Origin of the sequence: Paraburkholderia caribensis (assembly GCF_002902945.1) — a bacterium.
Lineage (GTDB): Bacteria > Pseudomonadota > Gammaproteobacteria > Burkholderiales > Burkholderiaceae > Paraburkholderia > Paraburkholderia caribensis.
The window spans coordinates 2,240,221-2,253,213 of record NZ_CP026102.1 but is presented as its reverse complement, the minus strand read 5'-3'; the positions used below and the strand labels follow the sequence as shown (position 1 = coordinate 2,253,213).

At 64.6% G+C, this 12,993-nt stretch carries 8 protein-coding genes; 5 read left to right on the top strand and 3 right to left on the bottom strand.

Annotated elements, in window-relative coordinates:
- The first annotated feature begins 113 nt into the window (after nucleotides 1-113).
- The 4 genes from C2L66_RS26685 (at nucleotide 114) to ltaE (ending at nucleotide 6,829) form a co-directional block, all read left to right on the top strand.
- A complete protein-coding gene (locus C2L66_RS26685; protein WP_054933697.1) occupies nucleotides 114-1,472 on the top strand; it encodes an MFS transporter in 1,359 nt (452 codons plus the stop codon).
- A gap of 710 nt (nucleotides 1,473-2,182) precedes the next feature.
- The gene (locus C2L66_RS26675) at nucleotides 2,183-2,989 is read left to right on the top strand and encodes a substrate-binding periplasmic protein (protein WP_060605427.1); all 807 of its coding nucleotides are present in this window, start codon (nucleotides 2,183-2,185) and stop codon (nucleotides 2,987-2,989) included.
- A complete protein-coding gene (locus C2L66_RS26670; protein WP_060605429.1) occupies nucleotides 2,986-5,733 on the top strand; it encodes a bifunctional diguanylate cyclase/phosphodiesterase in 2,748 nt (915 codons plus the stop codon). The genes C2L66_RS26675 and C2L66_RS26670 overlap by 4 nt, the downstream gene beginning before the upstream one ends.
- A gap of 91 nt (nucleotides 5,734-5,824) precedes the next feature.
- Nucleotides 5,825-6,829, top strand: a complete 1,005-nt coding sequence (gene ltaE, locus C2L66_RS26665) for a low-specificity L-threonine aldolase (RefSeq protein WP_060607136.1) — start codon at nucleotides 5,825-5,827, stop codon at nucleotides 6,827-6,829.
- 71 nt (nucleotides 6,830-6,900) lie between these two features.
- On the opposite strand, the gene C2L66_RS26660 is transcribed toward ltaE, so the two are convergent.
- Nucleotides 6,901-8,283 carry an MFS transporter gene (locus C2L66_RS26660; RefSeq protein ID WP_054933729.1) on the bottom strand — a complete coding sequence of 461 codons (1,383 nt, stop codon included), beginning with the start codon at nucleotides 8,281-8,283 and terminating at the stop codon, nucleotides 6,901-6,903.
- Between the two features lie 288 nt (nucleotides 8,284-8,571).
- Entirely contained in the window at nucleotides 8,572-8,799 is a 228-nt protein-coding gene (locus C2L66_RS26655) for a hypothetical protein (RefSeq protein ID WP_035997216.1), read from the bottom strand.
- A gap of 381 nt (nucleotides 8,800-9,180) precedes the next feature.
- Here C2L66_RS26655 and C2L66_RS26650 point away from each other — a divergent pair, with 381 nt between their 5' ends.
- Nucleotides 9,181-11,634 (top strand): glycogen/starch/alpha-glucan phosphorylase, encoded by a 2,454-nt coding sequence (locus tag C2L66_RS26650; RefSeq protein ID WP_054933703.1) that lies wholly within the window; start codon nucleotides 9,181-9,183, stop codon nucleotides 11,632-11,634.
- Between the two features lie 101 nt (nucleotides 11,635-11,735).
- On the opposite strand, the gene C2L66_RS26645 is transcribed toward C2L66_RS26650, so the two are convergent.
- On the bottom strand, nucleotides 11,736-12,815 hold the full coding sequence (locus C2L66_RS26645) for a hypothetical protein (protein WP_060605434.1): 1,080 nt from the start codon (nucleotides 12,813-12,815) through the stop codon (nucleotides 11,736-11,738).
- Nucleotides 12,816-12,993: the final 178 nt, after the last annotated feature.

Here is a 12,993-nt window from a genome sequence, read left to right as displayed (position 1 = left end):
ATCGCGTCACGCCGCGCAGCGTGTTCGTAATGAGCATGGGTATCGCGCCTCGCTTCTGAGGCAATATAGGATCACAGGCGCAGCATTGCGCCGCGCGTAGCAGGAGACAGTCGATGAACCGCCCTTCCGTCGTGAACGTCCAGACGTTCATCAACGAGCAGCCATTCGGTGGCTTTCAATGGCTCGTGTTTTTCATGTGCTTCGTGATCGTCCTGCTGGACGGTTTCGATACGGCGGCGATCGGCTTTATCGCGCCGTCGCTGCTGACCGAGTGGGGCCTGTCGCGGCCCGATCTCGCGCCCGTGCTGAGCGCCGCGCTGTTCGGCCTCGCATGCGGCGCGCTCGGCTCGGGTCCGCTGTCCGACCGGCTCGGACGCCGCTCGCTGCTGCTCACGTCCGTCTTCCTGTTCGGCGTTGCGTGTCTTGCGTCGGCGTTCTCGTCGAGCATCGGGCAATTGACCGTGCTGCGCTTCATCACGGGCGTCGGCCTCGGCGCCGCGATGCCGAATGCCGTGACCATGATGGGCGAGTTCTGCCCGGACCGCCGGCGCGCGACGGTGATCAACCTGATGTTCTGCGGCTTTCCGCTGGGCGCGGCGTTCGGGGGCTTTCTCGCGGCGTGGATGATCCCGCATTTCGGCTGGCGCAGCGTGCTGATGCTCGGCGGCGTGACGCCGTTGTTGCTCGGCGTGGTGCTGCTGCTCAAGATGCCCGAGTCGGTGCGCTTCATGGTGGCGAGCAGTCAGCCCGTCGAACGGATTCGCGCGACGCTCGCGCGCATCTCGTCAGAAGCGCTGAACGCAGGCTCGTTCGTGATGACGGAGACGGCCCCGCAAACGGGCAGCAAAGGGCTCGGCGTGGTGCTGTCGCGCTCTTACATTGTCGGCTCGGTGATGCTGTGGCTCACGTATTTCATGGGCCTCGTGATCTTCTATGCGTCGATCAACTGGATGCCGATTCTCTTGAAGGACGCAGGCCTCACGCCGAAGAGCGCGACGCTGATCTCGGCGCTGTTCCCGCTCGGCGGCGTCGGCGCGGTGCTGGCAGGCGTGCTGATGGATCGCTTCAATGCGAACCGCGTGATTGCCGTGTGCTATGCGCTGACGGCCGTCAGCGTGTACTGCATCGGGCAGGCGGCGGGCAATGTCGGCGCGCTCGTGGCGATCGTGTTCATTGCAGGTGTATTGATGAACACCGCGCAATCGTCGATGCCCGCGCTTGCGGCTGCGTTCTATCCGACGGAAGGGCGCGGCACGGGGGTCGCGTGGATGCTCGGCGTGGGGCGTTTCGGCGGCATTGCGGGCTCGTTCCTCGTCGCTGAATTGACGCGCCGTCACTTCACGTTTTCCGGCGTGTTCGCCACCATCGCGATTGCCGGTCTGGTTGCGTGCGTCGCGCTGCTGATCAAGCAGATGGCGAGGCCGCAGGTTAGCCAGGTGGCGGGAGCGAAGCTGGAATCGCTGGGCCACTGAGCACGCGGGTTTTCTTCGTTCAAAGCGGGTTGGGACTTCGTTCGCGCCCACGATCGTCGAGATCGTGGGCGCGTTGCGTTCGAGCCTTCGGATTCGAATTGTCAAATGGCTCGGCAAGCGACAACACTCTGTTCCCGCTTCTAAGGTTTCCGTGGCGGGTTGCCGTAACCATGTTCGAGCGACATGCCATTTTTGCGCGTGATGGCGAGCGCCAGGCTTCGCGCGGGCGGGCCGGTGAAACTCGCAGCTCGCCCCGCACATTCACATTCAGGCCTGCTGCCGGCCTGGTGGCGACATTCGCCGCATCACCGGAACCTGACGTCAATCGCGAACCCGAAACGCACGCGCGAAGAACTGAAACGTTCGTCTGTCACGCTCCATAACGTCGGGACAGGCTGTCATTGCGCGATCAACGGCAACGTAGCGGAGCTGTTCGCAGTCGACTTGCGGTTCCAGCTACGAGGCGCGTCCACCGGCAGGTTGCGTCATTCGTTGGCGAACTGAAATTAGCAGGCAGGTGAGCCTGCGCTGTCGAGCGGTTCGATCATCTTCGCAAGACACCAGGCAAAACCCAGGTCAAGTCAGCTGTCTTTTTTGCCGTTAACCCGAATGGTCCGTTTTCGCGTAGGCTCGCCATCGTCTCGCGAGCGAGTCCTCCGCGCGCAGCGGGCGCAGGCACCACTCACCAAAGAACAACGGGGAGCATCAGCGTGATTCACCGCGGATTCATAGGCTTGCTGGTCGTGCTCGCGGCACTGGGTGCCACCAGCACGCGCGCATTGGCGGGCGGCCCCGATTGCACGCGTCCATTCACCCTCGCGCTGCACGACCACGGCCTGCTGTATTCGCAGGACACCAACGCGGGCATCGACAAGGATTTCGCCGACGAACTGAGCCGCCGCAGCGGCTGCGATATCCGCGTGAGCCTGATGTCGCGGGCGCGCATCTGGAAGCTGATCGAGTCGGGTGCGCTCGATTTCAGCCTGTCCGGCATCACCAACGACGAGCGCGACGGCTACGCGCAGTTCGCGTGGTACTTCAGCGACAAGTTCTATCTGCTCGTGCGCAAGGACGCCGGCATTCGGCAGTTGTCCGATTTCGAACACAACGACCAGTTTCAACTCGGCGTCATAAGAAGCTTCCGGTATAGTCAGTCCGCCAACGAACTGGTCGATACGCTCGCCGCAGCCAATCGCGTCAGTCAGGCGGGCGGGCTGGAGCCGCTCTACCAGGCGCTGATGCGCGGCACCATTCAGGGGATGATCATCGAGCCGTTCGACTATCCGGCGCTGGATGAGAAGCGCATCCGCGACATCACCACCATCATCGAATTCAACGACGCCGCCGTGCCGCACGGCCTCATCATGTCGAAGAGGGCGCTGTCGCCGCAGGAGCGGGAGAAATGGCGCGGCCTTGTCGAGGAGATGCGCACGGACGGCACGGTGCGCCGCATCTTCAGGAAGTACTTCAAACCTGAACTCGCGGACTCGATGGTCGACTTCACGCTACCCAGATGAACCGCGCGCGCCTCGTCCTGTTGCCGCTGCTGATCCTCCTGACCGGGTTGAGCATCACCTGGTCAGTGTGGGATCACGAGCGCCAGGCCGCGCGGCGCGAACTGCTTTCCGAGTTCAATTTCGCACTCGGCGATGCCGTCAGCCGCATCGAGCAGCGCATGGCGACCTACGAGCAGATGCTGCGCGGCGTGCAGGGCATGTTCGCGGCGCGCGGCGCGCTCGATCTCGACGCGTTTCACGGCTACCTGGGCGCGATCAACGCGGACGCGAACTTCGCGGGCGTGCAGGCGATCGGCGTCGTGCAATGGGTGCCTGCGCAGCGGCGGGACGCGCACATGGCCGACATGCGTACCCGCGCGGGCCGCCGCTACGCGATCGATCCGCCCGGCGAGCGCAACGGCTACGCGCCCTTGATCGCACGCGAGCCGATCTCCGGCGCGGGTAATGGGCTGCTTGGCTTCGACTCGTGGGTCCATGCCGCGCGGCGGCTGGCAATGGAGAAGTCACGCGATTCCGGCCTTGCCGTCGTGTCGGGCAAGGTGCAACTGGCATCGGACGCGGGCGCGCCGCCCGTTGCCGGCTTCGTGATGTATCTGCCCATCTACGCGCGCGGCGAGCCGCAGGAGAACGTCGCCGACCGCCGCGCGCATCTGCTGGGCTGGGTGTACGCGGCGTTCCGTATGCGCGACGTGCTGGCGAGCCTCTACGGCGAGCAGCCGCCCGGTCTCTATCTGTCGATCTACGACGGCACGCACCCGTCGTCCGAATCGCTGCTGTACCGTTCGTCGGAGCCGAAGAACGTCGAGGTGATCTCCGCCAACGAATACCTCGTGGTGGGCGGCCACGACTGGACGCTGTCGATGACCGCGCAGCCCGACTTCAAGGCGCGCTTCGGCCGCAACGCGAAGCTGCTGATCGCGTGCACGGGCGCGGGCTTGAGCTTGCTGCTCGCGTTGCTTGCATGGAGCCTCGCGAGCGGCCGCAGCCGCGCGATGCGGCTCGCGTCGAAGATGACGGCGGAAGTGCGGGAGAGCGAGGCCGAACTGCGCATTGCCGCCGTCGCGTTCGATTCGCTCGAAGGCATGATGGTCACGGACGCCGACGGCACCATCCTGCGCGTCAATTCGGCGTTCACCGAGTGCACCGGCTATACGGCCGAAGACGTGATCGGCAGGAACCCGCGCATCCTCAGTTCGGGCCGTCACGATGCCGCGTTCTTTCGCGACATGTGGGACACGATCCGGCGCGTGGGCGGATGGCAGGGCGAAATCTGGGACCGCCGCAAGAACGGCGAGATCTATCCGAAGTGGCTAACCATCACGGCCGTCAAGGCGGACGACGGCCGCGTCACGCACTATGTCGGCACGCACTACGACATCACCGAGCGCAAGCTCGCCGAAGAGCAGATCAAGGAACTGGCGTTTTTCGACGCGCTCACGCATCTGCCGAACCGCACGCTGCTGCGCGACCGGCTCAGGCAGGTGATCGCGCTGAGCGCGCAGAACCATACGCACGGCGCGCTGCTGTTCGTCGATCTCGACAACTTCAAGACGCTCAACGACACGCTCGGCCACGACAAGGGCGATCTGCTGCTGAGCCAGGTCGCGCAACGCCTGCTGGCGAGCGTGCGCGAGGGCGACACGGTCGCGCGCATGGGCGGCGACGAGTTCGTGATCGTGCTGGGCGACCTCAGCCGTATCCGCGAAGAAGCGGCGAGCGAGACCGAGAGCGCCGCCGAAAAGGTGCTGGCCGCGCTGTCGAGCCCTTACTATCTCGACGGCACGGACTTCCGCACCACCGCGAGCATCGGCGCGACGCTGTTCACGGGCCACGAAACGTCGATCGACGAGTTGCTGAAACAGTCGGATCTGGCGATGTACAAGTCGAAGGAAAGCGGGCGCAACGCGATCTGCTTTTTCGATCCGGCCATGCAGACGGTGGTGATGGAGCGCGCGGCGCTGGAGGCGGCGCTGCGCCGAGCGATCGACGAAGACCAGTTGCTCGTGCACTACCAGGCGCAGGTGTTCAACGGCGACCGCGTGACGGGCGCCGAGGCGCTGGTGCGCTGGCAGCATCCCGAGCATGGCCTCGTGCCGCCTGCCGAATTCATTCCGCTCGCCGAAGAGACGGGGCTGATTCTCCCGGTCGGCGACAAGGTGCTCGATACGGCGTGCCGGCAACTCGCGCAGTGGGCGACGCGCGCCGACCGGGCGCATCTGTCGATTGCCGTCAACGTGAGCGCGCAGCAGCTGCGCGAGGAAAACTTCGTCGCCAGCGTGCTCGATGCGCTCGCGCGCACGGGCGCGGAACCGAGCCGTCTGAAGCTCGAACTGACGGAGAGCGTGCTGGTGGACAACGTCGAGGACATCATCGGCAAGATGATGCTGCTGCGCACGAAAGGCGTGGTGTTCTCACTCGACGATTTCGGCGTCGGGTATTCGTCGCTGTCGTATCTGAAGCGCTTGCCGCTGGGGCAATTGAAGATCGACAGGTCGTTCGTGCGCGACGTGCTCGACGATCCGAACGATGCCGTGATCGCGCGCGCGATCGTCACGCTCGCGCAGAGTCTCGGCCTGGGCGTGATCGCGGAAGGCGTGGAGACGGAAGCGCAGCGGCAGTTCCTGGCCGATGCGGGGTGTCAGGCGTACCAGGGCTATCTGTTCTGCCGGCCGCTGCCGATCGAAGACTTCGAGGTGTTCGCGGATACGTTCGATTCGAAGGAGTGGGCGCTGGAGACGCCTTGAGACGGAGTTGATAAACTTGCGGACTCAATCGCACGCTTCACGCGTCGTGCCGTTGCACGTGGGGCGACCCGTCATCCTCGAGGAAAAGCACATGATCGATTTGCGCAGCGACACCGTGACCCGTCCGACCAAGAACATGCTCGCGGCGATGACAGCCGCCGAAGTCGGCGACGACGTCTGGGGCGACGATCCGACGGTCCTGCGGCTGCAAGCCACCGTCGCCGAGCGCGCGGGCAAGGAGGCGGGGCTGTTCTTCCCGAGCGGCACGCAGAGCAATCTCGCCGCGCTGATGGCGCATTGCGCGCGCGGCGACGAATACATCGTTGGCCAGGCGGCGCACACCTACAAGTACGAAGGCGGCGGCGCAGCCGTGCTGGGCAGCATCCAGCCGCAGCCAATCGAAAACGCGCTCGACGGCTCGCTTCCCCTCGACAAGATCGCTGCCGCGATCAAGCCCATCGACAACCACTTCGCGCGCACGCGTCTGCTGGCGCTGGAAAATACGATCGGCGGCAAGGTGCTGCTGGCGGGTTACGTCGCCGAGGCCACGCAGCTCGCGCGCGATCGCGGGCTGTCGACTCACCTCGACGGCGCGCGCGTCTGCAATGCGGCGGTTGCGTCGAAGCAGCCCGTCGAAGCGCTGTGCGCACCTTTCGATACGGTTTCGATCTGCTTCTCGAAAGGGCTCGGGGCGCCTGTGGGTTCGGTGCTGGTGGGTAGCAAGGCGCTGGTCGACGTTGCGCACCGCTGGCGCAAGGTGCTGGGCGGCGGCATGCGGCAGGCGGGCGTGCTGGCGGCCGCGTGTCTCTATGCGCTGGATCACAACGTCGAACGGCTTGCCGAAGATCACGACAACGCCGCGCATCTCGCGGCGGGACTTGCACAGATCGACCAGGTCAAGGTGCAGTCGCAGGCGACCAACATGGTGTTCGCGCAGTTTCCGCAAGCGCATTGCGCGCCGCTGGAGGCGTGGCTCAAGGAGCGCGGCATCCTTACGCAGATGTTGTATGCGTCGCGGTTTGTCACCCATATGGACGTGTCGCGCGCGGATATCGATACGTTCGTGACGGCTGTGAAGGAATACTTCGCGCGGTGAGAGAGGGCGCCGCTTCACGCCTGGTTTGCGTGAAGCGTGCTGGCGGCGAGTGCAATACTCGCCCGCGCTACCTACTGTTCTTTCGCCGTCACGGTAGTCACCGTGACACTCGCCTGCCCCCGATGCGACGGCGCAAATAACCTCAACCCGCTCGCAATACTCGCAGCCCCCGCGAACACGGCGCCCGTCGCCAGCGAAAGCGTCGGGCCGTGACGTCCGGCGATGCTGAAGCTCAACGCAACCAGCGCCGCGCCCGTCGTCTGCCCAATCAGCCTCGAGGTCGCGATGATCCCGCTTGCGCCGCCACTGCGATTGGGCGGCGCGCTCGCCATCAGCGCCTTCAGATTCGGCGACTGGAAAAATCCGAAGCCCGCGCCGCAGATCGCCATGCGGATCGAGATGTCGATCACACTGGGATGCGGCGGCAACATCGCGAGCGCCGCCATGCCCGCGCATAGAATCGCAAGGCCGATTGCGCCGAGCAGTCCCGGCGGATAGCGATCCGACAACCGTCCCGCGAACGGCGCCGCCAGCGCGACGATCACCGGCCAGGGCGTCATCAGAAAGCCGGTTTCGACCTGGCTGCGATGCAGGACGTCCTCGAAATAGAACGGCAACGAAACGAACGCGAGCCCTTGCGCGGCGAACGAGCACACGGCCGTGACCGCCGACAACGCGAACACGGGCAGCTTGAACAGATCGACGGGCAGCATCGGCGCGGGGTGGCCGGTCTCGCGACGCATCAGCAGCGCGCCGAACACGATCGCGACAGCCGCCGCGCCGAGCACGACAGGCGTCGAGGCGCGCTGCGCCGCTTCGCCGAGCGCGAACACCAGCGCGGCGAACGTGATCACGTTGAGCAACGCCGCAACCCGGTCGAAGTGATGCGTGCCGCGCGGCGTGTGCGGCAGTCCCGGCAACGCGAACGACAACGCCAGCACGCCGAGCGGCACGTTGACGGCGAACAGCCAAGGCCAGCTGGCCACCGACAGAATCAGCGACGCAACCGTCGGCCCCACGGCAAACGACACGCCCACCACCAGCGCATTCAGCCCGACGCCCGCGCCCAGCCGATGCGGCGGATACAGATGCTTGATCAGCGCGGTGTTCACGCTCATGATCGCCGCCGCGCCGAGACCCTGCACGACGCGCGCGCCCGCCAGCCAGGGCAAGGTCGGCGATAGCGCGCAGGCCAGCGAGGCCGCCGTGAACACGATGATCCCGCTGATGTAAATGCGCCGGTGCCCAACGATGTCGCCGAGTGCGGCGAGCGGCAACAGCGTCGCGACCATCGCCAGCTGATAGGCGTTGATGATCCATACCGACGCCGCCGGTCTCGCGTGCAGATCCGCAGCCATGGCGGGTAGCGCAGTATTGGCGATGGCGGTATCGAGCGAGGCGAGGGCCACCGACAGCATGATCGCCGCCATCGCGAAACGGTGACCGGCGGACATCGGCGCGTCGGCGACGCGGGCCGGATTGGGTGTGTTCTCGGACAAGGACTGGCTCTGCAGAGGACTGAGCGTGGCGCATATCGGCATCGGCCGCATCATGGGGCGACGGGCGTGCTCGCAGCGAATGAAGCGATTGTTACAGAGCGGCGCGGATCGTGCTCGGAGCCGCCCAAAAACAGCTCTTCTGAAAGCTGTCTGGAAGCTCTGCCCCGCGCCTACGCGTCGCAACTAACTGTCAATGCCCGTGCGCGCCAACGGGACGAAATGCGCCAGCGGCGCGACACAACGTCAGTTACACGAAGCCAGCAGAATCGACAGCTTGCGGATGTGCGCCTTGAATGCCTCGGTCATCTCGCGATCGTGACCGGCGCTCAGATGAGGTGCTTCCGCCAGTTCGACCTGATCCTGGAACTCGTCTGACACTTTGCGCCGCTCGCCGGGCGGAAGCGCGCGGATCAGCGACACAATGAGCAGTTCCTGCGCATGGATGATACCGAGCACGGATTGTGCGTTCATTTCGACCTCCACAGCAGCGCGACGACGCTAGCGGCTTGTACAGCAGGGACCCGGCGGGACGCGGTATGACGATACAGTCTCCGATCCGCCTTGTTACTCATCCATACTAGTGCAAGGAACAGAGCCGTCTGCACCGGCATCGTGCCAGATACAAGGACTTCAGCGTTAAGCCAGGCAAAGTCCAACCCGGCAGTCATGGAACTGCGCAGCGGTAGGCGTTGTCTGCTTGGATTAGCGAGCTCTTGATGACGCAATCGCCGCAGACACGGGATTACCCAAAATGTCCTACTCTGCTTATTTGTCCACCAGACCGGCTCGCGCCGCCCGCACCCAACACGCAAGCCGTTCAGCGCGTGCCGCGTCGTTTTACCGGAGGCTTCGATGACAGCGGTGGATCTGGAATTCGACCAGCTCAACAGTACTGTCGATGCGCTGCGGCGCTCGATTTCCAACCGCATGATGTACGGCGTCGGCAAGGACGCCGTGACAGCGCGCCCGCAGGACTGGCTGCACGCCGCGGCGCTCGCCGTGCGCGACCGGCTGGTCGCGCGCTGGATGAAGACCACGCGCCTGCAGTACGAGCAGGATGTGAAGCGCGTGTATTACCTGTCGATGGAATTCCTGATCGGGCGCACGTTCACCAACGCGCTGCTCGCGCTCGGCATCTATGATCAGATGAAGGAAGCCCTCTCGGGCCTCGGTGTCGATATGGACGCACTCGTCGATCTCGAGCCCGATGCCGCGCTCGGCAACGGCGGCCTCGGGCGCCTCGCCGCATGCTTTCTGGATTCGATGGCGACACTCGGCATTCCGGGCTTCGGCTATGGCATCCGCTATGAATACGGGATGTTCAAGCAGCAGATCGTCGACGGCGAGCAGCTCGAAACGCCCGATTACTGGTTGCGCGCGGGCAACCCGTGGGAATTTCCGCGCCCCGAAGTGCAATACATCGTGCATTTTGGCGGACGCACGGTGCAGCGCGACGGTCATGTCGAATGGATCGAAACGCAGCACGTAAACGCGATGGCGTACGACACCGTGATCCCCGGTTTCGCCACGAGTGCGACGAACACGCTGCGACTGTGGTCGGCGCGCGCCACGGAAGAACTCGATCTGTCCGCGTTCAATCAGGGCGACTATCGCCGCGCCGTCGATGCGAAGAACATGTCGGAGAACGTCTCGCGCCTGCTGTATCCCGACGATTCGACGCCCGCCGGCCGCGAGCTGCGTCTGCGCCAGGAGTACTTCTTCGTGTCGGCGACGATGCAGGACCTGATTCGCCGCTATCAGCGCACGCACAGCACCTTCGGCCGCTTCGCCGAGAAGGTCGCGGTGCATCTGAACGACACGCACCCGGTGCTCGCGATTCCCGAACTGATGCGTCTGCTCGTCGACGTGCACCATGTGCCGTGGGCGAAAGCGTGGAAAGACATCCAGCAGATGTTCTCGTACACGAACCACACGCTCATGCCCGAAGCGCTCGAAACGTGGGACGTCGAAACGCTCGCGCGCCTGTTGCCGCGCCACCTCGAAATCATCTTCGAGATCAACGCGGAGTTTCTGAAGCACGTCAGCGAGCATTCGGGCCATGACGTCGACATGATCCGGCGCATCTCGCTGGTCGACGAATACGGGCAGCGGCGCGTGCGGATGGCGCATCTGGCCATCGTCGCGAGCCAGAAGGTCAACGGCGTGTCGAAGCTGCACTCGCAACTGATGACACGCGACATCTTCTCCGACTTCGCGAAAATCTGGCCCGAGCGCTTCACGAACGTCACGAACGGCGTGACGCCGCGTCGCTGGCTCGCGCAGTCGAGTCCTTCGATGTCGCACCTGATCGACCAGCAGATCGGCACGCACTGGCGGCGCGATCTGTTCGAGCTCGGCAAGCTGCGCGATCTGCGCGACGACCCGTCGTTCATCCACGCCTTTCATGAAGCCAAGCGGCAGAACAAGCTGCGTCTGATCCAGCGCCTGCAGCATCACACGAAGATGACGTTCGACCCCGATGCGCTGTTCGATCTGCAGGTCAAGCGCATCCACGAATACAAGCGGCAATTGCTGAACGTGCTGCATGTGATCGTGCGCTACAACCGCATTCGCGCGCATCCCGAGCGCGACTGGGTGCCGCGCGTCGTGATGTTCGCGGGCAAGGCGGCATCCGCGTACCGGATGGCGAAGACCATCATCAAGCTGATCGGCGACGTCAGCAAGGCGGTGAATGAAGATCCCATCATCGGCGACAGGTTGAAGGTCGTGTTCGTGCCGAACTACGGCGTGAGCGTGGCCGAGCTGATCATTCCCGCCGCCGATCTGTCCGAGCAGATTTCGATGGCAGGCACGGAAGCGTCGGGCACGGGCAACATGAAGCTCGCGCTGAACGGCGCGCTGACAATCGGCACGATGGACGGCGCGAACATCGAGATTTGCGATGCCGTGGGGCGCGAGAACATTTTCATCTTCGGACTCACCGCGGATCAGGTCGACGACTTGCGCGCGACGGGATATCGTCCACGCGAAATCTACGAGCACGATCCCGAACTGAAGATGGCGCTCGACCAGATTCGCACGGGCTTCTTCTCACCCGACGATCCGCTGCGCTTCTCGGACATCTTCCACACGCTGGTCGATTGGGGCGATCACTACATGGTGCTCGCCGATTTCGCCGCGTTCGCGAAGGCGCAGGATGAAGTCGACAAGCGTTATCTCGACCGGCGCGGCTGGACCATGAGCGCGATCGAGAATGTCGCGGGCATGGGGCAGTTCTCGTCGGACCGTACGATCGCCGAGTACGCACGGGATATCTGGAAGGTGAAGCCGCTCGAACTTGAATGACGCGATGTGACGTGACGTACGCACGATAAAAGGCCGCCGCGCGATTGAACATCGCGCGGCGGCTTTTTCTGTTTCGTGCCGGTTGTGTGCGGGACGTTGCGTCAGCTACCCATGCGCTCGTTGTTGCGCAGCGCGCGCAGCCCGAGCTGCCCATGCGCGAAGTCGAACAGCAAGTCGATGTTCTGCAGCGCCATCAGCCCGATCACGATGCGATTTGCGCCGGGTGCGGCTTTCGCGATGGTCGTTTGCGCGTCGTTGAAGCGGTGCGCCCAGTCGCCCACGCCCAGCACCACGTCGTAGTTGCCTTGCGCGATCGGCTTGTGCTCGTCGACGTCGTCGGCCCAGTCGGGCGCCTTGTCGGTTTCGACGCGGATCATGTCGGTGCCGCCCGTCGAAAACACGACGGGCGCGCAGAAGCGCATCTTGTTGCCGACCTGCACGCAGCCGACGGGCCATTGCGCGGAGCCGTCCTTGCCCATCGTGAACGGGACGAGTGTGAAGTCTTTCGTCAGCGCGTTCGACGGGCTCAACACGAGCAGCGGACGATCGAGCTTGGCGCGCACCAGATAGCGCTGGCCGATATGCCCGGGCAGCGCACGCAGCGGCTGCGTGCAGCAGGCGGCGCGCGGGTCGTCGGCGCCGATGCCGAGAATGCCCGAGAACGCCCAGCCGAATTCGCCCGTGTAGCCGTCCTGCGCAACGCAGCGCTTGTTGATCTTCAGACAGCTGACTTCGTCGACAGCTTGTACGGCGAGATCGACAGGCCTCGTGCCGGCGATGCTGAAGGGCACCGTGACGGTTGCGCCGGAGACCTGCGCGTCGGTCGCGAACGCGTACGAGGTCCGCGTGCCCGCAGCGGGATAGCTCGATCGCGGCAAGACCTTCGACAGCACGCGCACGCCGTTCGTGCCCGTATCGAGCATCAGATAGACAGCCTTGCCGTCCATCTGCACGGGCAGCCCGATCGACGCGCGGCCGCGCTTGTCGCTGCGTTCCGCGGACAGCATCACCAGTAGGCCGTCGCGTCCTTCGTTGATGAGGCTCGCCTTCATCTCGGGCGGGACGGGCGTGGAAATCGGCGTTGAACAGGCCGACAGCGAGGCCGACAGCGAGGCCGCGAGCGCGAGCACGATCAACGCGCCCGCAAAGCCGGCCAGACGCCGGAAGAAATGGACAGACATCGCACACACCTTGCAGAAATGCGTGACCTGCGATGACAGCGATACCGGCCGTTCAGGCTTCGGCGGGTGCAGCCGATCCGGCTCGGCGGTGTGCGCGGGCCTGGCGCGAGGACACGCGTGATGACGGGAGCGCCGACTCTACGCGCGCGCTCACCACGACCTGCAAAAATGTGTGAAG

Excerpts from the sequence above, each read along its gene's own strand:
- C2L66_RS26685 (WP_054933697.1), top strand. The coding sequence starts at position 114 with ATGAACCGCCCTTCCGTCGTGAACGTCCAGACGTTCATCAACGAGCAG.
- C2L66_RS26670 (WP_060605429.1), top strand. The coding sequence starts at position 2,986 with ATGAACCGCGCGCGCCTCGTCCTGTTGCCGCTGCTGATCCTCCTGACC.
- ltaE (WP_060607136.1), top strand. The coding sequence starts at position 5,825 with ATGATCGATTTGCGCAGCGACACCGTGACCCGTCCGACCAAGAACATG.
- C2L66_RS26660 (WP_054933729.1), bottom strand. The coding sequence starts at position 8,283 with ATGTCCGCCGGTCACCGTTTCGCGATGGCGGCGATCATGCTGTCGGTG.
- C2L66_RS26655 (WP_035997216.1), bottom strand. The coding sequence starts at position 8,799 with ATGAACGCACAATCCGTGCTCGGTATCATCCATGCGCAGGAACTGCTC.
- C2L66_RS26650 (WP_054933703.1), top strand. The coding sequence starts at position 9,181 with ATGACAGCGGTGGATCTGGAATTCGACCAGCTCAACAGTACTGTCGAT.
- C2L66_RS26645 (WP_060605434.1), bottom strand. The coding sequence starts at position 12,815 with ATGTCTGTCCATTTCTTCCGGCGTCTGGCCGGCTTTGCGGGCGCGTTG.